Source organism: Allobosea sp. 10L417 (genome assembly GCF_056395485.1).
Genome location: NZ_JBFTJP010000011.1, coordinates 69,796 through 91,426, shown reverse-complemented (window position 1 = coordinate 91,426; position 21,631 = coordinate 69,796). Strand labels below are relative to the sequence as shown.

Genomic DNA, 21,631 nt, shown 5'->3' with positions numbered 1-21,631 from the left:
TGGCAAGCGCCGCGCCAACCGATCGGCAGGGTCCCGGATCAGCGGGCCATGGCCGCCAGAGCATCGCGCATCGCCAGGCTCGGGATGCCGAACAGGCCGTCATAATGCGTCTCGAGATCGCTGATCACGAACATCACCGTCGAGATCGAGATGACACCGATGGCCAGCACGATCGCGGCGACGCGCTTGCGCGGCGTCTGAATGCCGAAGCTCAGGAACACCAGCATCAGCCAGAAGGTCACGACACTGGTGAAAAGCGGCGAAATCGGCCCATGCACATCCTCGATGACGGCCCAGCGCCGCTGCTGCAGCTGGAGATAGGCCGACCGGCACTCGGCCGCGATGTTGGCACGGAGCGTGTCTGTCGAGGGCAGGCCGCTGATGGCGCGCCCGATGCCGTTGAGCAGAGCTCCGAGCGAGGGATCGGCTCCTTCGCGAGCCATGGCGGATGTATCGGGCAGCACCATTCCGACAGGCTTCGGCTCGCGGGGCCAGGTACTGGCAATGACCGCAGCCGTGTAGGTACGCAGCGCGAGACGGGTTGGGTCGGCCTCCGGCCCGTAGTTGCGCAGGCATTCGTCGAGCTGGGCGAGCTGCGCGGCGTCGGCGCTGCGGTCGCGATAGGCCTTGTCGAAGCTTGCCTTCACGTTCGAGAGCTGAAGGCTGAGTACCAGAGCAGCAAAGGTGACGAGCAGGCTGGTCACGAGGCGCAGCGCCTCCATGGTGCGCTCGGGGAGATTTTCTTCCGACAGCCAGCCGCGCATTTTCATGCCCAGAACCGCGCTGGCGCTCAGCAGCAGGCAGAAAGTGAAGGCTGAAACGGTCTCGGGCATGGCCGCGGTCGCTCCCGGCAAAGTGCGGGCATACGCACGCTGCTTCAGAGACTTAAGATGATCAGCGGTGTCAATATCCGGCGACGATCAAACTGCCGACGTGCTGCAGAACGCGTTCAGCGCGCATCCTCGACATAGGTGGCGACGAAGCGGACGAGTTCGCTCTGCCGCGCCGTTCCGGTCTTGGTGAACAGGCGCTGGAGGTGGGTGCGTGCGGTCGTCGGCGCGATGCCGAGCCGCTTCGCAGCGACGATCGTGTCCAGCCCTTCGGCGACGAGCCCCAGCATGCGCTCCTCCGTCGGCGTCAGCCCGCAGGCTTCGCTGACCTGGGCGACGTTCCGCTCCATGGCGCTTTCGGGGTCGTCGACCGTCAGGACGAAGAGGTCGATGCACGCCAGATGAACGGCGTCGATCGCGACCTGTCGCCCGCAGCGCAGCGCCAGCGGCAGCCGCGTCTCGCCGACCGCGCTGCCGCAGCGGCTGCGCTTCATCCAGAGCTGAAGCCGCGCCAGGAAATCCTTGTCGCAGGCGGTGAAACGATCGGCGTCGCCCAACCCGTTCCGCATCAGCGCGGCCGCGGAGCGATTGCTGAAGCGCATGCTCAGGCCGGCATCGATGACGAAGACAGGCTTCGACGCTCCATCAGCGGCCTCCGGAGCCAGCCGGCGCGGCGGCATTGGCGAGAAATCGGCCCTGCCTATGACCGAAACATGGAATGACATCGCAACATCCATCTCCGCAATCCAGGGATCGCCGCGCACATGCAAGGAGACAACCCCGCACATGCTTCGGTTTCCATTCGTCGCAGGAGGATGGAGATCGGTTCAAATTCGCGCAGATGCGGACCGGGGGGTTGGCAAGAGCGCGGCCGCCAAATCAGGCCTTCAGCGCCAGCCGATAGGTGTAGGTGTCGCCACGGAACAGGCCCTCGACATATTCCAGCATGACGCCGTCCGCGCCGTAGCTGCGCCGTTTGATCAGCAGGCAGGGCACCGGCCGCCGGAATCCGAAGATCGCGCATTCCTCGTCGCTCGGGGCCGCCGCCTCTATGGTCTGATCACAGCGGACCAGCGGGAATCCGAATGCGGCGAGGGCGGCATAGACGGAGCCCGACAGTTCGGCCCGCGCCAGCTCAGGAACCCGCTCCAGATTGTACCAGGCGCATTCGCGCGACATCGGAACGTCGTCGCCGGAGCGAACACGGACGAGCTTGAGGAAGCTGGCATGCGACGGCTCGCCGAAGATCGAGGCAATCGCGCGGTCCTGCACTACCGTCCGCTCGAGGATGCGGGAGGACGGGACCCGGCCGAGCTCGTGCATCTCCTCGGTGAAGCCCTTGAGCCGGTCCATGCCCGAATGCAGACGACGCCCCGGCCCCTGCACGATCGACCCCAACCGGCCCTGCGCGCTCAGCAGCTTTCGCTGTCGCAGCGCATTGTAGGAGCGTTGTACGGTGGTGCGGCTGATGCTGAGCCGCTCGGCCAGCTCACGTTCCGCCGGCAGGGTCGTGCCCGGCGGGAGGATGCCGTCGCCGATCAGTCGCGTCAGTTGATCCTCAAGCTGCTTATAGAGCGGCTTGGCGGTATCGCTGCGCAGCTCCAGCAGTTCCTGGAACGGCGGCTTCGGATTGGTAGGCTTGGGCACTGTCGTCAGTTGCATGATCGTGACACAACCCGCGTAGCAGCTCGTGGATAGGAAAATCAAACCCTATGCTCGACAAACCGATCTTCATTCTGGGAAGCTTCGTCCTCGCCTGCTCGGCAAAGGTCGGGCGTTTTCCGCGGCCGGGGGAATCGATCGCCGCCGAGCGCGTGACCATCGAGCCCGGCGGCAAGGGTCTGAACCAGGCGATCATGGCACGCCGCCTTGGTGCCGCGGTGGACGGGGTCCTCGCGGTCGGCGACGATCTGGCTGCCAGCTTCGCCCCCGCGGCGCTGGCACGCGCCGATCTGCCGGAGGGGATGCTCGTGCGCCTGGAGGGACGGACCGGGAGCGGCGTCGCCTTCGTCGACGCGGCCGGCGAGACCAGCCTTGCCATCGCGCCGGGGGCCAATCTCGCCGTTTCGGAAGCGCATGTCCGGGACAAAGCCGAAGCCATCGCGGGAGCCGCGCTGGTCGCAGCGCAATTCGAGATTTCGGACGCCCCGATCCGCGCGGCTTTCGCCCTGGCGCATCGAGCGGGCGTGCCGACCCTGCTCAACCCCTCGCCGTTCCGGCCGGTGCCGGACGACATCCTGCGCTCGACCTCGTTTCTCATCGTCAACGAAACCGAAGCCGGCGGCCTCGCGGCGACATTCGGCTGGCAGGACGCGGACATCGCCACGCCCGGGCGCTTCGCCGTAGAACTCGGCCCGGCGATCCTCAAACGCGGTCCGAAGCTCGTCGTACTGACCCGCGGCGCAGCCGGCGCCATCGCAGTCGCGGCCGGTAAGCAACCGGTCCTGCAAGCCAGTTTTCCCGTCGAAACGGTCGATGCGCTGGGCGCCGGCGATGCCTTTGCCGCGACACTCGGCGTTCGCCTCGCCGAGGGGCGCGCCCTCTCCGAGGCGCTGCGCCACGCGGCTGCCGCCGGCGCGCTGACGACGACGCGGCACGGTGTCTTCGATGCCCTGCCGCGGCCCGCCGAAATCACCCAACTCGCGGAAGCACACATTGGCGGGAAGCCGCCGCAAACTGCATAAAGATCTTTGGATTGCTTTTGGACTTTTCGCGACCCAGCCATGCTGCTAACCTGACCCGGGCAAGATCAGACTTGGTCCATCGCAATTGGGGGGGGGCATGGCGCATCCCGATGTCGATACCGTCATGACCGCGATCGACCAGCTGCTGGCCGGTGCGATGGACGAGCAGCAGATGCCGGTCGCCGCCGAGACGATGCGCCGGCTCTTCGACGGCTCCAAAGCCTGTTTCGCCAGCATCGGCCCCGACCCGGAGGACTGGATCGCCTACGCCACCAATCCCGACGAAGCCTTGCAGGAACATTGCTTCGGCGAGTTGGCGCCGGAATTCGTCGAGATGGGCCAGGCGCTGCACGGTATCCCGCTCGGGGAAGTCTATCGGGATCATCAGGTCTACGGCGCAGAGTCCCTGCGGCGCTCGCGCGTCTGGCAGGAGTGGATGCGACCGCAGGACATGTATGGCGGCATGGCCTGCCGCTTGTCGGAAAAGGGGCAGGCGTTCTGGTTCTTCGACGTGCAGCGCGGCCGCAGCCAGGACGGGTTCGACGACCAGGACGCCGCCCTGCTGGGCAGGCTCTACCCGGTGCTCCGCCGGGTGGTGGAACTGCGCCGTCATATCGGCCGCGTCACCATCCAACGCGACGAGGCGCGCGGCGCGCTCGACCGGCTGGCCCTCGGAATCGCGATCCTCGATGCGGAGATGCGGATTTCCTATGCCAATGAGGGCGCCGACGAGATCCTGGCCGAGCCGGACGGGCCGATCGGGTTGCGGCAGGGGCGCCTCTACGCCCGCCAGCCGGGCGACCAGCGCCGGCTCCGCCAACTGGTGGAGGGAGCCCTGCACTGCTCCCGCGATCCGCTCGCAAACCATCAGGCAAGCATGATCCTGCATGGTGGCGACGGCGGTCATTCGCTTTCGGCCTGCGTCATGCCTGCGGCGCCCTCCCCGGCGCTCCACGGGCCACACGGTCTGATCATGATCGCGCTCAGGCGCCTTGAGACGGCGAGCGACATCGTCGCCTGCACGCGCCAGCTGTTCGATTTGACCGATACCGAAGCCAAGTTCGCGTCCGCTCTGGCGAGCGGTCTCTCTCTGACGGAAGCGGCCATGGCCCAGGGCGTGCGCATCTCGACCGCCCGCACGCATTTGGCGCGGATTTTCCAGAAGACCAACACCCGCCAGCAAAGCCAGCTCGTCTCGCTGCTGCGCAGCGCGGTTCTGCCCCTTCAGCCGCGCTGAGTTCGGCTCTCGCCCGGCAGGGCCCGACCCTGCCAGCTCCCCCCCCTGCGACGAGGTTTCCTCTCGCCGCTGACCCGGCGCGCATCTAGGCAGAGCTTGCCGGACTCCTCATCCTTCAAATGACGGAGGCATGACGGCCATGCTCAATTGTGCGCCATGGGCCGGCGAAGCTCGCCGCCCGTCATCGCCAGCGGGACGCCTGTCGTCGAGGGCAGGCTGAGCGGTAGCCCCTTGACCGAACGGATCGCGAAATAGGCGAAGATCTGCGCTTCGAGCGCGTCGCCGTCCCAGCCTACAACCTCGACAGGGTCGACGGGCACGCCGAGCCGCTGGCCCAGCCGCGCCATGAAATGCCGGTTCAGCCGTCCGCCGCCGCCGACGAGCCAGCGCTTGGGCGCACGCGGCACATGGCGCAGCGCCGACACCAGGCTCTCGATGGTGAATGCGGCAAGCGTGGCCGCGCCATCGGCATCGGACAAGGCCTCGACGACCTGGGCGCGGCGGTGGAAATCGTTGCGATCGAGCGATTTCGGCGCTGGCCTGTCGAAATAGGGGTTGGCCATGAAGCCGGCGACGAGGTCGTCATGAACGCGGCCGCTCGCTGCCAGCGCACCGTCCGCATCATAGGGACGCCCAAGGCGGCGCAAGACGAAATCATCGAGAATCGCGCTCGCCGGGCCGGTATCGAAGGCGATGACGGTCTCGCCGTCGATATAGGTGACGTTGCCGACGCCGCCGAGGTTCAGCACCATCACCGGCTGCTCCAGCCGCTGCGCGAGGGCCCGGTGATAGAGCGGCGCAAAAGGCGCCCCCTCGCCACCGGCTGCGACATCGGCATGGCGGAAGCGGTCGACGGCGGGAATGCCGAGCGCATCGGCCACGGCCTGCCCGTCGATGAGCTGGCGCGTGAAGCGCCGTTCCGGCCGATGATAGATGGTCTGGCCATGCAGGCCGACGAGATCGATGCTCGCCCAGTCGAAGTTCTGGGCGGAAACGTAGCTGCGGATGGCTGAAAGGTGGTCGGCAGTCACAGCGGCTTCGAGCTCGATGAGCGGCTCGGCCGAGGCTCGCTCGGCATCGGCGATGACCGCCTGCAGCGCGCGACGCGTCTCTTCGCGATAGGGATAGGAGGCGCCTGCCCCGAAAGCGACGGCGTCGCGTCCGTCGCTCGTCACCAGCGACACGTCGATGGCGTCCATCGACGTGCCGCTGATCACGCCGATCGCGGTCAGCGGCCCGCATGCGAGATCGCGTTCGGGCGAGCTCATTCGCCCGGCTGCGGGCCTTCATAGCCGCCGATGATGATAAGATCGGACTTCCCGGCAGCGCTCAGGTGTTTCATCGCCTCCTGGTATTCCGGCGATGCGTAGCAGGAGCGCGCCGTCGCCTCGTCCTTGAACTCGATGACGACGTTGTGCTTGCGGCCCTCACCGCGGGCGAGCTTGTATTCGCCGCCGCGGACGATGAACTTCGCGCCGTATTTGGCGAAGGCGACGGCGTTCAGCGAACGATAGCGGGCATAGGCCTCCTCGTTCTCGACATCGACGCGCGCGATCCAATAGCCCTTGGCGGCCATGGCTCAGACCCCCTCGACGGCGACGAGATCGATCTCGCCGGCGCCCTCACGCAGCTTGCGGGCCTCGGCATATTCCGGCGAGAAGAGATAGGCCTTGGCCGTCTCGAAATCCTTGAACTCGAGGACGATGTTGCGCGCGCGCCCCTCGCCCTCGCCGACCGTCATCTGCCCGCCGCGCACGACCGGCACGCCGCCGAACTGCTTGATCACTTCGGTGGAACGAGCGGCGTAGGCCCCCCATTTGGTCGCGTCGGTGACCTTGGCGCGGCCGATGACATATCCCTTGGGCATGGTTCTATCCGTTCGCTGAATCGGTTCCGGGCAGGAGCTTACGAAGCCGCGACGATCTCGTCCATGACCGCGCCCGCCGCGGCGCGCGGGTCGGCCGCGCGGATGATGGGACGCCCGACGACGAGATGGTCGGCGCCGATGCGGATCGCCTCGGCCGGGGTCAGCGTGCGCTTCTGGTCACCCGCCGCGCTGCCGGAGGGGCGGATGCCGGGTGTGACGATGACCATGTCGGGACCGATGACCTCGCGCACGATCTCCGTCTCTGCGGCCGAGCAGACGATGCCGTCGATGCCGGCCGTGCGGGCCTGCTCGGCGCGCAGGCGCACGAGATCGCGCACCGCCAGCCCGTAGCCGGCATCGCGCAGGTCGCCGTCATCATAGGAGGTCAGCGCCGTGACCGCGAGCAGCTTGAGGGCCGCATCGCCACGGCCCTCGACGGCGCCGCGCATGGTCTGCGGATAGGCGTGGACAGTGAGGAAGGTGACGCCGAGCTTGGTCAGCGAGTCCACGCCCTCGGTCACGGTGTTGCCGATGTCGTGGAGCTTGAGGTCGAGGAAGACCTTCTTGCCCTCGGTGACGAGCTGGCGTGCGAGATCGAGCCCGCCGGCGAAGGCGAGGCGATAGCCGATCTTGTAGAAGGTGACGTCGTCGCCGAGCGTCGAGACGAGGCGGTAGGCATCCCACACGGTGGGCACGTCGAGGGCGACGATCAGGCGGTCGCGGACATCGTTGATCTTCTGCATCATCCACCGGCTCCCTGCGTTTTGCGGGAAGGCGCACGATTCGAAGCCAGATGCAAGTGAGGCCACCGGGTCGCGCCGGCCCCGCGCCGGAAGCGGCGCGGAGGGTCAATTCCCTCCGCGCGGGAGCCCCAGTTGGAGGCTATCGATCACCAACGCTCGTAGCCGCGACGATAGCCATAACCGGGACGCGGGCCAGGACGGGGGCCATAGCCTGGGCCGTAGCCCGGGTGAGGCCGCGGGCCGTAGCCGCGCCCGTATCCGGGCCTACCGCGGCCATGCTGCTGCTGGCGCATGGTTTCCTGCATGATCATCAGCCTGCGCTCCTTGGCGGCGGTCATGCTGTACTCGACCGGCTGCCTATCGAGGCCGGCGGCAACGCCCGCAGGCAAATCCTGGGCGCCGGCCGCCACGGGCGAGGCGATCACGGCGCCGGCGATCGCGAAGGCACCGGCAATAGTCAAAAAATAGGTCGCTTGCTTCATCTGGTATCCAATCCTCAGGCCGCGTTGCGGCGAACCGCACCAACGTAGTCCTAGCTGGATTGTTCCAACATTGTTGGCAACCCACCCATGTCACTCGCGCCTTGTGCGCTGCAACATAAATGCCCATATTCGTGAAGCCCAAGGCACCCTCCCTCACAAACTGAAAGGAGAGATCTGATGCTGGAACGGCACGATTCCGACTGCGCATGCGAGACACAAAGCGAGCATCGGGATGATCGCGAGGAACAGCGGGACGACAAGGAGTTCTCGCCTCGCAGCTATCAAGAAGGCTTCTGGAGCTAAGCTTCCATGACAAAAGCGGAGGGCTGAGCGGCCCTCCGCCGGTGTGCCGGAACCGAGATTTCCGACCCACTGCCGGTACTGGCGCCCTGCCTCTCCGTCAGATTATGTCCCTCCGTCGCTAATGACATCCCCGAGCCCGAGCTTCGCCGCATCGGGCATGACACCCGCGAGAATGCGGATGGCCGCCATGCGCCGTAAACAACCCTACCATCCCATCAAAACGCCTTAAGGTGGGCTTAAGGTGACGCGCCCTACGAGGTGAGTCGCGACCAAGGCATTACCGTGCCTTGTTTGCAGTAAAAACAAGGCTGATACTGATCTACTTCTGGTCGATATCTAGCCGGCGCAATGCGAAGGTCAGTTATGAGCAGTCAATATATCCAGGGAATGGTCGATAACCTGAAAGAGGGCCGCCTGTCGCGGCGTTCCTTCATGCAGCGGATGGCTGCGCTGGGCATCGCCGCCCCGATCGCGAGCCAGATCCTGGCATGGAACGATGTGGCGATGGCGAATGCCACGCTCGAATACAAGCCGACCAAGGCCGGTGGCGGCGGTCCGCTGAAGATGCTGCTCTGGCAGGCCCCGACCCTGCTCAACCCGCATTTCGCCTCCGGCACCAAGGACCAGATCGCCTCGCGCGTCTTCTACGAGCCGCTCGCCGGCTGGGACAAGGAAGGCAATCTCACCCCGCAGCTCGCGGCGGAAGTGCCGACCCGCGCCAACGGCGGCCTCTCCGAGGACGGCACGACCGTCACCTGGAAGCTGAAGCCGGGCGTGAAGTGGCATGACGGCAAGCCGCTCACCGCCGACGACGTCGTCTTCACCTGGGAATATGCCGCCGACCCGGCGACAGCCGCCTACACCACCGGCGCCTACAAGGACATCAAGGTCGAGAAGGTCGACGATCTCACCGTCAAGGTGATCTTCGCCAAGCCGACGCCGTTCTGGGCCGATCCCTTCGTCGGCGTCGCCGGCATGATCATCCCGAAGCACCATTTCGGCGAATACAAGGGCGCGAAGTCGCGCGAGGCACCGGCGAACCTGAAGCCGGTCGGCACCGGCCCCTACAAGTTCGCGGACTTCAAGCCCGGCGACATCCTGACCGGGACCATCAACACCGACTACCACGTCAAGAACCAGCCGCATTTCGACACGTTCGAGATCAAGGGCGGCGGTGACGCGGTTTCGGCGGCGCGCGCAGTGCTGCAGACCGGCGAATACGACTATGCCTGGGACACGCTGGTCGAGGACGAGGTCCTCAAGCGCATGGAGACCGGCGGACGCGGCAAGATCAGCGCAGCGGCTGCCGGCGACATCGAGTTCATCACCCTCAACACGACCGATCCGTGGACCGAGGTCGACGGCGAGCGCTCGAGCGTCAAGACCAAGCACCCGACCCTGTCGGACCCGGCCGTGCGCCAGGCGATCAACCTGCTGATCGACCGCGACTCGATCCAGAAGTTCATCTATGGCCGCGCCGGCAGCGCGACGGCGAGCTTCGTCAACGAGCCCAAGCAGTTCAAGTCGCAGAAGCTGAAATACGAGTTCAACATCGAGAAGGCCAACAAGATCCTCGACGAGGCCGGCTGGAAGAAGGGCTCGGACGGCATCCGCGAGAAGGACGGCAAGAAGCTCAAATACGTCTACCAGACTTCGATCAACGCCCCGCGCCAAAAGGTCCAGGCCATCATCAAGCAGGCCTGCCAGCGCGCCGGCATCGACCTCGAGCTCAAGTCGGTCACGGCGTCGGTGTTCTTCTCGTCGGACGTCGCCAACCCGGACACCTACACCAAGCTCTATGTCGACATGGAGATGTATACGACCACGCAGCCGCAGCCTGATCCGGAGCGCTTCCTCAACCAGTTCGTTTCCTGGGAAGTCGCCAACAAGGAGAACAAGTGGCTGGGCCGCAACGTCTCGCGCTATACCGATCCGGCTGCCGACGAGGCCTACAAGGCCGCGCAGAAGGAGCTCGATCCGGCCAAGCGCGCCGCGCTGCTGATCAAGGTCAACGAGATCTTCTGCGAGGCCAACGTCATCCTGCCGATCCTGTCGCGCAAGAAGGTCGTCGCCGCGGCGAACAACCTCTCCCACGACCATTCCGGCTGGGACGTCGATACCTGGAACCTCGCGGCCTGGTATCGCAGCTAAGAGCTCAGCAGCCGCTCGCGGAGAGATAGTCTCCGTGAAGGCCTGCCGATAAATCGATGCCCCGCCAGCGCATGCCGGCGGGGCTTTTCTATGGGTGGCAGGAGTCGAGACGCCCGATGCGGCGAGTGGCCCGGTCAAGTGGACGCGGGCATCGCAAGTCGGGACCGGGCCTCCTCAAAGGAAGAAGTGAAACCCAAAGCCCAAGATGGCAAAGCCGGTGCCGACGACGAGTGCAACGAATTGGGGCTGAAGACGCGACCGCTGCTCCTCGAACAGGTTGGCCTTCTCTGATCGCGACATGCGGTCGCGGGCTTTGAACTGCTCGGCGAGCACTGAAGGATGGACTCCGCCTGGGCCATCCTTCTCCAAATCCATGCGGACTATGATAAAAACGATGACGAGGCCCAGTACCCCGAGTCCGAAGAAGCCGACGAGCCGCAGGGCGCCGTAGAAGACCCCGATGCACAGGGCAGCGAGAAATGGAAACGCGATGTAGTCCCACTTCGTGAACCGCATGACGACATCTTGCGGGCCTGCAGAGCGCCTGTCCAGCACCGAAGGCCGCCTCTGCTGCGGGGCACGAGCTTCCTGTCGCGCCAGGTGTCCGACTTCCCTGCGACGTCGACGATTCAGCCGCTTCATGATTGGGCCTGACGAGATATGGCCCGCACGAAGTGACGTGACCGTCGACCTTTCAATCCACCTCGATCTCGCCACTCTTTTTCTTGCTTGCGGACCGCGATCCGGCTCCTAAATCTGTTGGCATCGAGGACTTGGGGGGAGCAGGAGCGTGCCATTCTCATCGCTGAACGACCCTGTCGACCTCGCTCGGGCGCAGGCAGCGCTGGAAGCTGCGTGGAAGGACGTCAAACCGGCGGATATCGACGTGTTTGACGAGCGAGAGCGGACAAGACTGGCCTATATCGTCGCGGCGCTCGTCGCGGTCGCGGAAGACGAGGACGATTTGAAACGGCGGGCGGTCGAGCGATATCGCCAATCGGCCTGATCATCACCGCCACCCTTGCCCGGCCGTCGTCGGGAGCGGCTGTGCTATGCGCGCTGGAAAGTGCAGGGATACCGCACCCACAAGAGCGACCAGCCCGATGACCGCGAGCCAAAGCCAAAAATCCAGCGGCGGTTTCTTGCGAGCAGGCATGTCCTAGGAAGCCCGGACCGCGCCGGTTGTTCCTTATCGAACGACTGCGTCGTTGGGGAGGAATTGCCCGTCCCTCGCCCATGTGCCGATCGGAGGCCACACTTCAGGCCGAGCGAGGCTCGAATCCCGAGCAGCCCGTCACTCGACCGGCGTGCATTCCATCCGCACACGCTCCCCGGGCTGGCTCGCGGTCTGACAGCTCACTCTGGCGGGCAGCAGCGGAGACCCCGATTGTGCAGGCGTTGGGACTGGCGTCACAGCAGCGGCCGGGATGATGGCGGCGGCCGGCGCCGGGGTCACAGGCCGGGTCCGCGATGAGGCCAGCTGCGGCGTGCGGTGGACCACGGGCTTTGACTGCTGCGGCCCGATTGCCGGCCGCAGCGGAGGCGCTGGCGGCTCCTCTATCGGCTCGATGACCGGAGGCGGATTTTGCGCCGCAACAACCACCGGCGGGGGCTGCTCAGGTGACGCGCGCCAAGGCGTCCACGAGCTCAGCCGCGTGAAGGCTTCCATGGTCGGCCGAGTGATCGTCTCGGCGGTCGGCATCGACTGCATGCAGCCGGAAAGCGCAAAGCCGAAAAAGCATACGGCTGCGCGGTTCGGGATCGACAGCATCTTCGCCGCTCCTGCTGTGGATTGATCGCGAGCGGGCCGATGGTGCCCGCTCTGCCCCGGGCGAGTCAACCTTTGGCCGCATTCGCGGAGAGCTGAACAGCCCCAGGCGTGGCCTGATCGCAACGCGAGCGCGACAGACCCATGACACGTCAACGCACATCAGCTTTGCCGGAAAATGGATTCCGGCGGCTGCGCCGATGTTCTACGGCTCACGCTCACTTCTTCGGAGACGACCGACGATGTCTGTGGCCGCGCTGATCGGCTTCCTCCTACTGACAGGCGTGGCCGCCTATGCCCAGACGCTGACCGGCTTCGCCTTCGGCCTGATCACCATGGGAGGCGTCGGGCTGTCCGGGCTGATCTCGTTGCCCGATGCGGCGATGCTCGTCAGCCTGCTGACCCTGGTCAACGCGACGCAGATGCTGCTGAAGGGCTGGCGCGACGTTGCCTGGCGCGAATTCCGGCTGGTGATGGCGGCGAGCCTGCCGGCCCTGTTCATCGGCTATCGGCTGCTGGAATGGCTCGCCGACAGCCAGGCCGACCTGCTGCGGCTGGCGCTCGGCTTCGTCATCATCGTCTCCAGCCTGCAGCTCGCGCGCAAGCCGCAGCCTCTCGCGCAGCGTTCCGGCGCGCCGAGCTTCCTCTTCTTCGGCAGCGTCGCCGGGCTGATGGGCGGGATGTTCTCGACCTCCGGGCCGCCACTGGTCTACCATTTCTACCGGCAGCCGATGACGCTGTTGACGATCCGGGAAACGCTGGTGACGGTCTTCGCGCTCAATGCGCTCTGCCGCACCGGGCTGGTGGCCGCATCAGGCCAAATTCCGTCCGCATCGGTGCTTTCGGGGCTGCTGGCGGTGCCCGTCGTCATGGCGGCGACGCATCTCGCTCGGCGACGCCCGCCGGCCATCTCCCCGATGGCGCTGCGGCGGATCGTCTTCGTCCTGCTGTTCCTGTCGGGCGTCGCGCTCGCGGCGCCCGCCGTAATCCATCTGATCAGCGCCTGACCGCGCGCCGAGATCGCCCGCGCTCAGATCAGAACTGCGGCATCTCCGGCTGCTGATGGGCTGCCAGAACCTGCTGGAAGGCCTGGGACCAGACCTCCGGCGGCTGCGCGCCCGAGATCGCGAGCTTGCCGTCGACGATGAAGAACGGCACGCCGTTGACGCCGACCTTGCGGGCATGATCCTCCAGCCCGATCACGGTCTCGCGCAGCTCGTCATTGGCGAGTTCGTCGCGGGCGGCCTGTTCGTCGAAACCCTGCTCGACGGCGATCTGGACCAGCGTCTCGATGTCGCCGATGTCGCGCCCGTCCTGCCAATAGGCCTTGAAGAGAGCCGTCGTCATGTCGCCGCCGCGCTGCACCGTCGAGGCGGCCGCGATCAGCATATGCGCCATGCGCGTGTTGACGCTCTTCGTCACCTTCGCCCAGTTGAAGGTTACGCCGCTCTCCAGCGCCGCTTCCGACAGCTTCAGCTCGATTTCCTTGCGCTTGCCCGGACCGAACTTGGCCTCGAGATACTGGGTGCGATCCATGCCCTCCTCCGGCATTTCCGGATTCAACTCATAGGGTAGCCAGGTGATGGCGAAGCGCTCATTGAGACCGTAGCGCTCCAGAGCCGTCTCCAGCCGCGTCTTGCCGATGAAGCACCATGGACAGGCAATGTCCGAAACGATCACGAGCGGCAGCTTGTCCTGCATGTCGATGTCCTTCGTATCAGGCGGGATAGAGATGCTGCCCGCCATGCCGGTCTTCGGCGATCGCTTCCGCGCCCGGCGTCTCGCAACCGGAGAGGAAGGAGGGGCCGACCGGAATCTTGCCGGCACCGCCGGGAATGTCGAGGATATAGGTCGGCTGGCACAGCCCCGAAAGGTGGCCGCGCAGGCTTTTGACCAGCGCCTGCCCCTCCTCCAGCGTCAGCCGGAAATGCGAGGTGCCGGGCGCGAGATCGGGATGGTGCAGATAATAGGGCTTGATGCGGTTCTCGACGAAGGCGCGCATCAGGGCCCCGAGCGTTTCGACATCGGCATTGACGCCCTTGAGCAGCACGGACTGGCTCAACAAGACATGGCCGGCATCGGCGAGCGTCGCGATCGCCGCGCGTGCGTCGTCGGTGAACTCGCGCGGATGGTTGGCATGGATGGCGATATAGCTCGCCTTGCCGGGAATGCGCAGCGCCCGGGCATAGTCCGGCGTGATCCGGCCGGGATCGACCACCGGGACGCGGGTGTGCCAGCGCGCGACCTTGATATGCGAGATCGCGGCCAGACGCTTCGCCACTTCGCGGATGCGGCGGGCGGAGAGGATGAAGGGATCGCCGCCCGTCATGATCACCTCCCAGATCTCGGGACGGGAAGCGAGATAGGCGAGCGCGGCGTCGAGCTTCTGGCCAGTCAGCGCATCGCCGCCGGGGCCGACCATCTCGCGGCGGAAGCAGAAGCGGCAATAGACCGGGCAGGCATGGACGAGCTTGAGCAGGGCGCGGTCGGGATAGCGATGGACCACACCCTCGACCGGAGAATGGGTGTCGTCGCCGATCGGATCGGCCAGCTCCTGCGGGAGCGTCACGAGTTCGGCCGCATCAGGGACGAACTGGCGCGCGATCGGATCGGCCGGATCGGCCGGGTCGATCAACCCGGCGACGGCCGATGTCACCGAGACGGCATAGCGCTCCGCCACCTTCTGCAGCGCCTCGCGGCGCGCGGGCGCGGCAAGCCCCGCTTCGACGAGCGCGTCGATGCTGCGCAGCGGCTGGCCGCCGGGGGGCAGGTGAACGGTCATGCCCTTCCCCTGCCCGCTTCCGCGACCGGCGTCCAGAGCACATCCTCGATCCGGCGCGCGCCCACGCAGAGCATCACGAGGCGGTCGAAGCCGAGCGCGATGCCGGACGCCGCCGGCATGCTCGCCAGCGCCTCCAGGAAATCGCCATCGATCGGATAGCGCTCGCCATAGATGCGCTCCTTCTCGTCCATGTCGGCCTCGAAACGGCGGCGCTGCTCGGCCGGGTCGGTGAGTTCGCCGAAGGCGTTGGCGAGTTCGACGCCGCAGGCATAGAGCTCGAAGCGCTCGGCCACGCGCGGATCGCCGGGCTTGGGCCGGGCGAGCGCGGCCTCGCTGATCGGGTATTCGCAGAGGATCGTGGCACGGCCGCGGCCGAGATGCGGCTCGATGCGCTCGGAGAGCACTCGGCTGAAGATATCCGACCATGTGTCGTCCGGAGCGACCCGGATGCCGGCCTCGATCGCATCGGCGGCAAGCCCGCCCCGATCGACATCGTGATCGGCAGTGACCGTGCGCAGCAGGTCGATCCCGGCATGGCGCTTGAACGCCTCCTGCAAGGTCAGGCGCTCGGGCTCCGCGAAGGGGTCGGCTTCGACATCGCGCCAGCGCAGCATGGTGGCGCCGGCGGCACGGGCAGCCTCAGCCATCAGCGCCGCGCAATCCTGCATCAGCACCTGATAGTCCTCGCCGGCGCGATACCATTCGAGCATGGTGAATTCGGGGTGGTGCAGCGCCGTGCGCTCGCGGTTGCGGAAGACGCGGGCGAAATCGAAGATGCGGGTTTCGCCGGCCGCGAGCAGCTTCTTGGCCGCGAATTCCGGCGACGTGTGCAAGTAATAGGGGTGCGACTGCGCGGCGTTGTCGACCAGCGTCGTGGCAAAGCCGTGCAGATGCGTCTCATTGCCGGGTGAGAGCTGCAGGATCGCCGCCTCGACCTCGGTGAAGTCATCAGCCTCGAACCAGCGCCGCAACGCCGCCTTGATCCGCCCGCGGGCGAGAAGCGCCGGGCGGCGGTCGGCATGGACATCGGGCCGCCAGAACGGCGTCGGGGAGGAGCTCATCGAATCTCGCACCGGATACGTCGGAAAGCTTTCGTTTCGCGCGCGAATGCGGTAGTTGCGCGGCAATCGAATTCGCATAGCGCGCGGGCGCGCCGCGCACCAGTAAGGACATTCACGTGGTCAAGGTCATCGCTTCCTCCGTCCGCAAGGGCAACGTCCTCGAGCTCGACGGGCATCTCTGCACCGTCATCTCGGCCGAGAGCTTCTTCCCCGGCAAGGGCACGCCGACGACGCAGATCGACATGCGCCGCATCGCCGACGGCGTGAAGATGACGCAGCGCTACAAGACGACCGAGCAGGTCGAGCGCGCCTATGTCGAGGACCGCGACTTCACCTATCTCTATCAGGACGGCGAGCAGTACGTCTTCATGAACCCGGAGACCTTCGACCAGATCCATGTCGACAAGGACGTCGTCGGCGACTCCGCCCCCTATCTTCAGGAAAACATGAAGGTCTCGCTCTCGGTGTTCGAGGACAAGGCCGTGGCGATCGAGCTGCCGCAGCGCGTCACGCTCGAGGTCGCCGAGACCGAGCCGGTGACGAAGGGCCAGACCGCCTCTTCGTCCTACAAGCCGGCGATCCTGTCGAACGGCGTGCGCAGCGCCGTGCCGCCGCATGTCGGCGTCGGCACCCGCATCGTCGTGATGACGGCCGACGGCTCCTATGTCGAGCGCGCGAAAGATTGATCTGCCGAGGCACGCGCCGCGGAACAATCTCCTCTATAGCTAACGCAGCGGGCCCTTTCCGGGCCCGTTGTCGTTTCGAGGTTTCTTCTCATGCCGCTCACAGTCCAGGCCGCCGCCCTTTCCGGCTTCGTGCAGACGCTCAAGGCGCTCGACGCCATTCTCGACAAGGCCCTGGAGCAGGCCGAGACCCGCAAGATCCAACCGGAAGTGCTCCTGACGGCGCGTCTCGCGCCCGACATGCTGGCCTTCACCCGCCAGATCCAGCTCTGCTGCGACTTCGCCAAGAATGCGGTGGCGCGGCTTTCCGGCGGCGAGAACCCGCGCTTCCCCGACGAGGAGAAGAGCTTCCCCGAGTTGAAGGAGCGCATCGCCAAGACGCTCGCCTTCGTCGCGGCCGCCGATGGCGCGGCCCTCGACGCCGGGCTTTCCCGCGAGGTTACCTTCCCGCGCGGCCCGTCGGCGACGGTGACAATGACGGGCGAGGCCTATCTCACCCGCTTCGCCATCCCGAACTTCTATTTCCACGCCACGACGGCTTACGACATCCTGCGCGAGAACGGCTTCCAGATCGGCAAGCAGGACTTCCTGCGCGGCGTCTTCGACGCCTGAGGGAGAACGGGCCGGGGCATGGCCGCGCGCCTGCGATCACGATCGAACGCGCCTCTCCCCGGGATGCCGGGGAGATCGCCTCGCTCTATCTGGCCTCACGCACCGAAGCGCTGCCCTATCTGCGCCGCTGCCACAGCGACGACGAGGTGCGGGACTGGATCGAGTCCGTCAGGCTCGCCCGCGGAGAGACCTGGGTCGCACGCGAGGCTGGGCGCATCCTCGGCTTCATGTCGCTCGACGGCGAGGAACTCGACCAGCTCTATCTGCTGCCCGGGCATTTCAGGCGCGGCATCGGCTCGCTGCTGCTCGCCAGAGCCAGGGCGCGCTGCCCCACCCGCCTCAGCCTGTTCACCTTCCAGCGGAACACGGCAGCTCGGGCCTTCTATGAGCGACACGACTTCCGTCTCGTCGACCTCAATGACGGCACGCGCAACGAGGAAGGGGAGCCGGACGCGCTTTACGAATGGCGCAAATCTGTTTCCACCGAGGGCTTGCAATCGGCGACCACGCTTCCCATTTCAGGGTCACGATGATGTATCGAGGGCGTTCCACCGCCTTCCATCATCGTTGAAGACGGCCATGAGCCGAACGTGTGACGCCGGATGTACGCGCGCCCGTTATGGACATGGCCGTTGGCTTTTCGATGCCCGTAGCGCCTTGGCGCTGCGGGCATTTTCTTTGCGCCCGGCCAACGGAAGCGCAATCAATGTTCATTGTATGTTCATATCAAAAGGCGCAGATTGAGCGCAAGGCGAGGCTCATGTGATGGGAGGTTCGTCATGATCTCAACCTTCAGCAGCAATAAGATGGTTGCCACGGCTTTCGCCGCGGCAGCGATCTCGATGGGCGTCATCGCATGGTCGGCCCCCGCCGAGGCACGCTTCGGGGGTGGCGGCTTCGGTGGCGGCGGCATGGCGTTCCATGGCGGCGGTGGCTTCCATGGCGGCGGCATGGCCTTCCGCGGCGGCGGCGTCCCGATGGGCGGCTTCCGGGGCGGCGGATTCGCACGTCCCGGTTTCGCCCGCCCGGCATTCGTTGGGCCCGGCTTCGTCCGGCCAGGCTTTGCCAACCAAGCGGTGTTCTTCCACGACCGGCGGTTCCACAATAACCGCTTCTTCTTCGGTCCGGCTTTCGCGCTGGGCGTAGGCGCGCCCTATTACTACAACAGCTATTACGGCGATGACTGCTACTATGTGTGGCGGCGCAGTTTCGACCCGTGGGGCTATGTCGTCTCCCGCCGTGTGCTGGTCTGCCAGTGACGTGTCGCGTCACGGAGCCTGACAGCTTCAGCAGCGACCGGCTGCGCCGCCATGAGGATGGCGCCGCGCGGTTCCAGGGCAGCGCGCAGCATGGCCAGGCCACACCAGTCCGTTGCACCGGCAAAGGCCAGCATCGCCCCCATGATCCCGGCAATGGCGAAAGCCACGGTCAAACAGGCAAAGCCGGCGAGGACCAGAAGCGCGACCATGGCTCCGTCGATCAGCTGAACCTGCCGAAAGATCGACAGGCGCGGGCCGGAGTTGCCGACGATCGGTAAGCCAGCGGCCCGCCAAGCCACGACACAGCCGTCGAGGGCTGACGCTCTCTGCTCGCTGGGCGGCAAGCGCACAGGCCGGGCGCTTCGCATGCCGCCCGTCCTGAGGAGCCGTTACAGCAGGAGCGGCATCTCGAAGGATGCGGGCTCACATTCCCAGACTGACGCTAACCCAGCAGGAACGGATTGTTCCGCCGTTCCTCGCCCAGCGTGCTGGCCGGGCCATGGCCGGGCAGGAACTGGACGTCGTCGCCGAGCGGCAGCAGCTTCGTCTTGATCCCCGAGATCAGCGTCTCGTGATCGCCATAGGGGAAATCGGTCCGCCCCACGGAACCGGCGAAGACGGTATCGCCCGCCAGCAGGAAGCGTAGATCCTTCTGGAAGAAGGTGACATGGCCGGGCGTGTGGCCGGGGACGTGCTGAACCGAGAAGGTCAGGCCTCCCAGCGAGACTTCGTCGCCTTCCTTCAGCCAGCGCGTCGGCTTCACCGCCTTCATGTCGAGGATGTCGAAGCGCAGGCCCTGCTCCGGCAAGCCGTCGAGCAGGAACTTGTCGCCTTCATGCGGTCCGATGATTGGCAGCGAGAGCGCCTCGGCGAGCTCGGTGGCGCCGCCGGCATGGTCGAGATGGCCATGCGTCAGCCAGATCGCGACCGGGGTGACGCCGAGTTCCTTCAGGGCTTCCTGCAAGCGGGGCGCGTCGCCGCCGGGATCGACGATGGCCGCCTGCTTCGTCTCGGGATCCCAGAGGATCGAGCAGTTCTGCTGGAACGGCGTCACCGGCACGACGGCGATCTGGAGCGGCGCTTCGGGCTGGTCGGTCATGCCATTGCCTTTGGTTCGAGCAATATGAAAGAGCCTCACCGCCCGCCGCAGCGATTGGCAATGAGCGCGCGGTAGTTCGTCAGCTCGGAATCCATCTCCGCGACATTGCGTTCGCGCTCCGCCCCGCTCTGGCAGGCGGCGAAAACCGAGCGCGCCTTCTGCAGGTAGCCGACATGCTCGCGAAAGGTCCGGCACTGAGTCGCCTGATCGGCGCTAGCCGCGGCAGAGAGCCGGGTCTGCTGCAAGCGGAAGCCGGCCTCGTTCTGGAAGAGGTCGCGCGAGCAGGTCGCCGGGCGCGGCTGCTGGCCGAGCGCGGAGCCGGCCAGCAACAGCGTCGTCGCAACGGTCAGTGCGAGCCTCATCCGAGGTTCAGCTCCTTGAAGAAGTCGTTGCCCTTGTCGTCGATGACGATGAAGGCCGGGAAATCCTCGACCTCGATCTTCCACACGGCTTCCATCCCGAGTTCCGGATATTCCAGGACCTCGACCTTGCGAATGCAATCCTGCGCGAGGCGCGCCGCCGGGCCGCCGATCGAGCCGAGATAGAAGCCGCCATGGGCTTTGCATGCCTCCCGAACCGCTGCAGACCTGTTGCCCTTGGCCAGCATCACCATGGAGCCGCCGAAGGACTGGAACTGGTCGACGAAGGAATCCATGCGGCCGGCCGTGGTCGGGCCGAAGGAGCCCGAGGCGAAGCCTTCCGGCGTCTTGGCCGGGCCAGCGTAGTAGACCGGGTGGTTCTTGAAATAGTCGGGCATGCCCTCGCCGCGCTCCAGCCGTTCACGGATCTTGGCATGAGCGAGGTCGCGGGCGACGACGATGGTGCCGGTCAGCGACAGGCGCGTCTTGACGGGATGCTTCGACAGCGTCGCCAGGATCTGGCTCATCGGCCGATTGAGATCGATCTTGACGACATCGCCGCCGAGCTTCGCCTCGTCGACATCCGGCAGATACTTCGATGGATCGGCTTCGAGCGCCTCGAGGAAGATCCCGTCCTTGGTGATCTTGCCCTTGGCCTGACGGTCGGCCGAGCAGGAGACGCCGAGCCCGATCGGCAGCGACGCCCCGTGACGCGGCAGGCGGATGATGCGAACGTCGTGGCAGAAATACTTGCCGCCGAACTGCGCGCCGACGCCGAGCGCCTGCGTCATCTTGTGGACCTCCTCCTCCATCTCGATATCGCGGAAGGCGTGGCCCGAGGGCGAGCCCTCCGTCGGCAGCGCGTCGAGATAGCGGGTCGAGGCCAGCTTCACCGTCTTCAGGTTCTGCTCGGCCGAGGTACCGCCGATGACGATGGCAAGGTGGTAGGGCGGGCAGGCCGCGGTGCCTAGCGTCAGGATCTTCTCCTTCAGGAACGCCATCATGCGGTCCTTGGTGAGAAGCGACGGCGTCACCTGGTAGAGGAAGGTCTTGTTGGCCGAGCCGCCGCCCTTGCAGACGAAGAGGAACTTATAGGCGTCCTCACCCTCGGCGTAGATGTCGATCTGCGCCGGCAGGTTGGTGGCGGTGTTCTTCTCCTCGAACATCGAGAGCGGCGCGAGCTGGGAATAGCGCAGGTTGCGCTTGAGGTAGGCGTCATGGACGCCCTCGCCCAGAGCCGACTCGTCGTCGCCGTCAGTCCAGACCTTGCGGCCCTTCTTGCCCATGATGATGGCGGTGCCGGTATCCTGACACATCGGCAGCACGCCGCCGGCGGCGATATTGGCGTTCTTCAGCAGGTCATAGGCGACGAACTTGTCGTTCGAGGTCGCCTCGGGATCGACGAGAATCTTGGCGAGCTGAGCGAGATGGCCCGGGCGCAGCAGATGATTGATGTCGATGAAGGCCTGTTCGGAGAGCTTGCGGATCGCCTCGCGGGAGACGCTCAGGACCTCGCGATCCCCGATTTTCTCGACGCTGACGCCTTCGCTTCCGAGCTTGCGATAGGGCGTCTTGTCCTCCCCGAGCGGGAAGAGATCGACATGCGTATAGGCCATGATCAGCGGCTCCGAAGCGATGAAGCGCCGCGCTCTCGATTTGGGACAGAGACTGCTCCACCGACAGGCTCGCTGTGGATCAGAACGGTCTCCAG

General features: G+C 65.9%; 26 protein-coding genes. 10 read left to right on the top strand and 16 right to left on the bottom strand.

Translation table 11 applies throughout. The features are described 5' to 3' along the window. Window positions 1–38 precede the first annotated feature (38 nt). The 3 genes from AC1DE3_RS22950 to AC1DE3_RS22940 all read right to left on the bottom strand — a co-directional run bounded on the left by AC1DE3_RS22950 (window position 39) and on the right by AC1DE3_RS22940 (window position 2,492). On the bottom strand, window positions 39–833 hold the full coding sequence (locus tag AC1DE3_RS22950; protein ID WP_476780895.1) for a bestrophin-like domain: 795 nt from the start codon (window positions 831–833) through the stop codon (window positions 39–41). A 116-nt stretch (window positions 834–949) separates the two neighbouring features. Next, window positions 950–1,555, bottom strand: a complete 606-nt coding sequence (locus tag AC1DE3_RS22945; RefSeq protein WP_441513649.1) for a helix-turn-helix transcriptional regulator — start codon at window positions 1,553–1,555, stop codon at window positions 950–952. Between the two features lie 154 nt (window positions 1,556–1,709). Then, window positions 1,710–2,492 (bottom strand): GntR family transcriptional regulator, encoded by a 783-nt coding sequence (locus tag AC1DE3_RS22940; protein ID WP_441513648.1) that lies wholly within the window; start codon window positions 2,490–2,492, stop codon window positions 1,710–1,712. A gap of 50 nt (window positions 2,493–2,542) precedes the next feature. On the opposite strand from AC1DE3_RS22940, the gene AC1DE3_RS22935 reads away from it, so the two are divergent. Beyond that, window positions 2,543–3,514 carry a PfkB family carbohydrate kinase gene (locus AC1DE3_RS22935; protein WP_441513647.1) on the top strand — a complete coding sequence of 324 codons (972 nt, stop codon included), beginning with the start codon at window positions 2,543–2,545 and terminating at the stop codon, window positions 3,512–3,514. 97 nt (window positions 3,515–3,611) lie between these two features. Continuing rightward, complete coding sequence (locus tag AC1DE3_RS22930; RefSeq protein WP_441513646.1) at window positions 3,612–4,751, top strand: helix-turn-helix transcriptional regulator; 1,140 nt, start codon at window positions 3,612–3,614, stop codon at window positions 4,749–4,751. Window positions 4,752–4,894: 143 nt separating this feature from the next. Here AC1DE3_RS22930 and AC1DE3_RS22925 read toward each other — a convergent pair whose 3' ends face one another. The 5 genes from AC1DE3_RS22925 to AC1DE3_RS22905 all read right to left on the bottom strand — a co-directional run bounded on the left by AC1DE3_RS22925 (window position 4,895) and on the right by AC1DE3_RS22905 (window position 7,843). Next, a complete protein-coding gene (locus AC1DE3_RS22925) occupies window positions 4,895–6,019 on the bottom strand; it encodes an anhydro-N-acetylmuramic acid kinase (protein ID WP_441513645.1) in 1,125 nt (374 codons plus the stop codon). Next, complete coding sequence (locus tag AC1DE3_RS22920) at window positions 6,016–6,327, bottom strand: DUF1330 domain-containing protein (protein WP_441513644.1); 312 nt, start codon at window positions 6,325–6,327, stop codon at window positions 6,016–6,018. Before AC1DE3_RS22920 ends, AC1DE3_RS22925 begins: the two co-directional genes overlap by 4 nt. A 3-nt stretch (window positions 6,328–6,330) precedes the next feature. Next, entirely contained in the window at window positions 6,331–6,618 is a 288-nt protein-coding gene (locus tag AC1DE3_RS22915; RefSeq protein WP_441513643.1) for a DUF1330 domain-containing protein, read from the bottom strand. A gap of 38 nt (window positions 6,619–6,656) precedes the next feature. Then, on the bottom strand, window positions 6,657–7,364 hold the full coding sequence (gene pyrF / locus AC1DE3_RS22910; protein ID WP_441513642.1) for an orotidine-5'-phosphate decarboxylase: 708 nt from the start codon (window positions 7,362–7,364) through the stop codon (window positions 6,657–6,659). A gap of 143 nt (window positions 7,365–7,507) precedes the next feature. After that, window positions 7,508–7,843 (bottom strand): hypothetical protein, encoded by a 336-nt coding sequence (locus tag AC1DE3_RS22905; RefSeq protein WP_441513641.1) that lies wholly within the window; start codon window positions 7,841–7,843, stop codon window positions 7,508–7,510. A 666-nt stretch (window positions 7,844–8,509) separates the two neighbouring features. Between AC1DE3_RS22905 and AC1DE3_RS22900 the strand changes: the two genes are divergently transcribed. After that, window positions 8,510–10,297, top strand: a complete 1,788-nt coding sequence (locus AC1DE3_RS22900; protein ID WP_441513640.1) for a peptide ABC transporter substrate-binding protein — start codon at window positions 8,510–8,512, stop codon at window positions 10,295–10,297. Between the two features lie 174 nt (window positions 10,298–10,471). Here AC1DE3_RS22900 and AC1DE3_RS22895 read toward each other — a convergent pair whose 3' ends face one another. Next, on the bottom strand, window positions 10,472–10,813 hold the full coding sequence (locus tag AC1DE3_RS22895) for a hypothetical protein (protein ID WP_441513639.1): 342 nt from the start codon (window positions 10,811–10,813) through the stop codon (window positions 10,472–10,474). A gap of 274 nt (window positions 10,814–11,087) precedes the next feature. Between AC1DE3_RS22895 and AC1DE3_RS22890 the strand changes: the two genes are divergently transcribed. The 3 genes from AC1DE3_RS22890 (at window position 11,088) to AC1DE3_RS22880 (ending at window position 13,072) form a co-directional block, all read left to right on the top strand. Further along, window positions 11,088–11,303 carry a hypothetical protein gene (locus AC1DE3_RS22890; protein WP_441513638.1) on the top strand — a complete coding sequence of 72 codons (216 nt, stop codon included), beginning with the start codon at window positions 11,088–11,090 and terminating at the stop codon, window positions 11,301–11,303. Window positions 11,304–11,724: 421 nt separating this feature from the next. Next, window positions 11,725–12,093 carry a hypothetical protein gene (locus tag AC1DE3_RS22885; RefSeq protein WP_441513637.1) on the top strand — a complete coding sequence of 123 codons (369 nt, stop codon included), beginning with the start codon at window positions 11,725–11,727 and terminating at the stop codon, window positions 12,091–12,093. 214 nt (window positions 12,094–12,307) lie between these two features. Continuing rightward, window positions 12,308–13,072, top strand: a complete 765-nt coding sequence (locus tag AC1DE3_RS22880) for a TSUP family transporter (protein WP_441513636.1) — start codon at window positions 12,308–12,310, stop codon at window positions 13,070–13,072. Window positions 13,073–13,100: 28 nt separating this feature from the next. On the opposite strand, the gene AC1DE3_RS22875 is transcribed toward AC1DE3_RS22880, so the two are convergent. Genes AC1DE3_RS22875 through epmA form a run of 3 tightly spaced genes read right to left on the bottom strand, consistent with a single transcriptional unit; the run spans window position 13,101 to window position 15,908 of the window. Continuing rightward, a complete protein-coding gene (locus AC1DE3_RS22875) occupies window positions 13,101–13,811 on the bottom strand; it encodes a DsbA family oxidoreductase (protein WP_441513635.1) in 711 nt (236 codons plus the stop codon). After that, window positions 13,783–14,847, bottom strand: coding sequence for a lysine-2,3-aminomutase-like protein (locus tag AC1DE3_RS22870; RefSeq protein WP_441513634.1), 1,065 nt, complete (start codon window positions 14,845–14,847; stop codon window positions 13,783–13,785). Before AC1DE3_RS22870 ends, AC1DE3_RS22875 begins: the two co-directional genes overlap by 29 nt. Further along, window positions 14,844–15,908 carry an EF-P lysine aminoacylase EpmA gene (gene epmA, locus AC1DE3_RS22865; RefSeq protein ID WP_441513633.1) on the bottom strand — a complete coding sequence of 355 codons (1,065 nt, stop codon included), beginning with the start codon at window positions 15,906–15,908 and terminating at the stop codon, window positions 14,844–14,846. Before epmA ends, AC1DE3_RS22870 begins: the two co-directional genes overlap by 4 nt. A gap of 116 nt (window positions 15,909–16,024) precedes the next feature. Between epmA and efp the strand changes: the two genes are divergently transcribed. The 4 genes from efp to AC1DE3_RS22845 all read left to right on the top strand — a co-directional run bounded on the left by efp (window position 16,025) and on the right by AC1DE3_RS22845 (window position 18,462). Next, a complete protein-coding gene (efp, locus tag AC1DE3_RS22860) occupies window positions 16,025–16,594 on the top strand; it encodes an elongation factor P (RefSeq protein WP_441513632.1) in 570 nt (189 codons plus the stop codon). Between the two features lie 90 nt (window positions 16,595–16,684). Beyond that, window positions 16,685–17,203 carry a DUF1993 domain-containing protein gene (locus AC1DE3_RS22855; RefSeq protein WP_441513631.1) on the top strand — a complete coding sequence of 173 codons (519 nt, stop codon included), beginning with the start codon at window positions 16,685–16,687 and terminating at the stop codon, window positions 17,201–17,203. Next, on the top strand, window positions 17,200–17,736 hold the full coding sequence (locus tag AC1DE3_RS22850) for an N-acetyltransferase family protein (protein ID WP_476852815.1): 537 nt from the start codon (window positions 17,200–17,202) through the stop codon (window positions 17,734–17,736). The genes AC1DE3_RS22855 and AC1DE3_RS22850 overlap by 4 nt, the downstream gene beginning before the upstream one ends. A gap of 246 nt (window positions 17,737–17,982) precedes the next feature. Beyond that, the gene (locus AC1DE3_RS22845; RefSeq protein ID WP_441513629.1) at window positions 17,983–18,462 is read left to right on the top strand and encodes a hypothetical protein; all 480 of its coding nucleotides are present in this window, start codon (window positions 17,983–17,985) and stop codon (window positions 18,460–18,462) included. Here the strand turns inward: AC1DE3_RS22845 and AC1DE3_RS22840 are convergent. From AC1DE3_RS22840 to AC1DE3_RS22825, 4 genes are all read right to left on the bottom strand, one after another. After that, on the bottom strand, window positions 18,426–18,761 hold the full coding sequence (locus AC1DE3_RS22840) for a hypothetical protein (protein WP_441513628.1): 336 nt from the start codon (window positions 18,759–18,761) through the stop codon (window positions 18,426–18,428). The two genes, AC1DE3_RS22845 and AC1DE3_RS22840, sit on opposite strands and share 37 nt — an antisense overlap. Window positions 18,762–18,904: 143 nt before the next feature. After that, window positions 18,905–19,561, bottom strand: a complete 657-nt coding sequence (locus tag AC1DE3_RS22835; RefSeq protein WP_441513627.1) for an MBL fold metallo-hydrolase — start codon at window positions 19,559–19,561, stop codon at window positions 18,905–18,907. A 35-nt stretch (window positions 19,562–19,596) separates the two neighbouring features. Then, window positions 19,597–19,923, bottom strand: a complete 327-nt coding sequence (locus tag AC1DE3_RS22830; protein ID WP_476780891.1) for a hypothetical protein — start codon at window positions 19,921–19,923, stop codon at window positions 19,597–19,599. Then, window positions 19,920–21,536: a fumarate hydratase gene (locus AC1DE3_RS22825; protein WP_441513625.1), complete on the bottom strand. Its 1,617-nt coding sequence runs from the start codon at window positions 21,534–21,536 to the stop codon at window positions 19,920–19,922. The genes AC1DE3_RS22830 and AC1DE3_RS22825 overlap by 4 nt, the downstream gene beginning before the upstream one ends. Window positions 21,537–21,631 lie beyond the last annotated feature (95 nt).

Coding starts and splice junctions, on each gene's coding strand:
- AC1DE3_RS22950 (WP_476780895.1), bottom strand. CDS start 833: ATGCCCGAGACCGTTTCAGCCTTCACTTTCTGCCTGCTGCTGAGCGCC.
- AC1DE3_RS22945 (WP_441513649.1), bottom strand. CDS start 1,555: ATGTCATTCCATGTTTCGGTCATAGGCAGGGCCGATTTCTCGCCAATG.
- AC1DE3_RS22940 (WP_441513648.1), bottom strand. CDS start 2,492: ATGCAACTGACGACAGTGCCCAAGCCTACCAATCCGAAGCCGCCGTTC.
- AC1DE3_RS22935 (WP_441513647.1), top strand. CDS start 2,543: ATGCTCGACAAACCGATCTTCATTCTGGGAAGCTTCGTCCTCGCCTGC.
- AC1DE3_RS22930 (WP_441513646.1), top strand. CDS start 3,612: ATGGCGCATCCCGATGTCGATACCGTCATGACCGCGATCGACCAGCTG.
- AC1DE3_RS22925 (WP_441513645.1), bottom strand. CDS start 6,019: ATGAGCTCGCCCGAACGCGATCTCGCATGCGGGCCGCTGACCGCGATC.
- AC1DE3_RS22920 (WP_441513644.1), bottom strand. CDS start 6,327: ATGGCCGCCAAGGGCTATTGGATCGCGCGCGTCGATGTCGAGAACGAG.
- AC1DE3_RS22915 (WP_441513643.1), bottom strand. CDS start 6,618: ATGCCCAAGGGATATGTCATCGGCCGCGCCAAGGTCACCGACGCGACC.
- pyrF (WP_441513642.1), bottom strand. CDS start 7,364: ATGATGCAGAAGATCAACGATGTCCGCGACCGCCTGATCGTCGCCCTC.
- AC1DE3_RS22905 (WP_441513641.1), bottom strand. CDS start 7,843: ATGAAGCAAGCGACCTATTTTTTGACTATTGCCGGTGCCTTCGCGATC.
- AC1DE3_RS22900 (WP_441513640.1), top strand. CDS start 8,510: ATGAGCAGTCAATATATCCAGGGAATGGTCGATAACCTGAAAGAGGGC.
- AC1DE3_RS22895 (WP_441513639.1), bottom strand. CDS start 10,813: ATGCGGTTCACGAAGTGGGACTACATCGCGTTTCCATTTCTCGCTGCC.
- AC1DE3_RS22885 (WP_441513637.1), top strand. CDS start 11,725: ATGATGGCGGCGGCCGGCGCCGGGGTCACAGGCCGGGTCCGCGATGAG.
- AC1DE3_RS22880 (WP_441513636.1), top strand. CDS start 12,308: ATGTCTGTGGCCGCGCTGATCGGCTTCCTCCTACTGACAGGCGTGGCC.
- AC1DE3_RS22875 (WP_441513635.1), bottom strand. CDS start 13,811: ATGGCGGGCAGCATCTCTATCCCGCCTGATACGAAGGACATCGACATG.
- AC1DE3_RS22870 (WP_441513634.1), bottom strand. CDS start 14,847: ATGACCGTTCACCTGCCCCCCGGCGGCCAGCCGCTGCGCAGCATCGAC.
- epmA (WP_441513633.1), bottom strand. CDS start 15,908: ATGAGCTCCTCCCCGACGCCGTTCTGGCGGCCCGATGTCCATGCCGAC.
- AC1DE3_RS22855 (WP_441513631.1), top strand. CDS start 16,685: ATGCCGCTCACAGTCCAGGCCGCCGCCCTTTCCGGCTTCGTGCAGACG.
- AC1DE3_RS22845 (WP_441513629.1), top strand. CDS start 17,983: ATGATCTCAACCTTCAGCAGCAATAAGATGGTTGCCACGGCTTTCGCC.
- AC1DE3_RS22835 (WP_441513627.1), bottom strand. CDS start 19,561: ATGACCGACCAGCCCGAAGCGCCGCTCCAGATCGCCGTCGTGCCGGTG.
- AC1DE3_RS22830 (WP_476780891.1), bottom strand. CDS start 19,923: ATGAGGCTCGCACTGACCGTTGCGACGACGCTGTTGCTGGCCGGCTCC.
- AC1DE3_RS22825 (WP_441513625.1), bottom strand. CDS start 21,536: ATGGCCTATACGCATGTCGATCTCTTCCCGCTCGGGGAGGACAAGACG.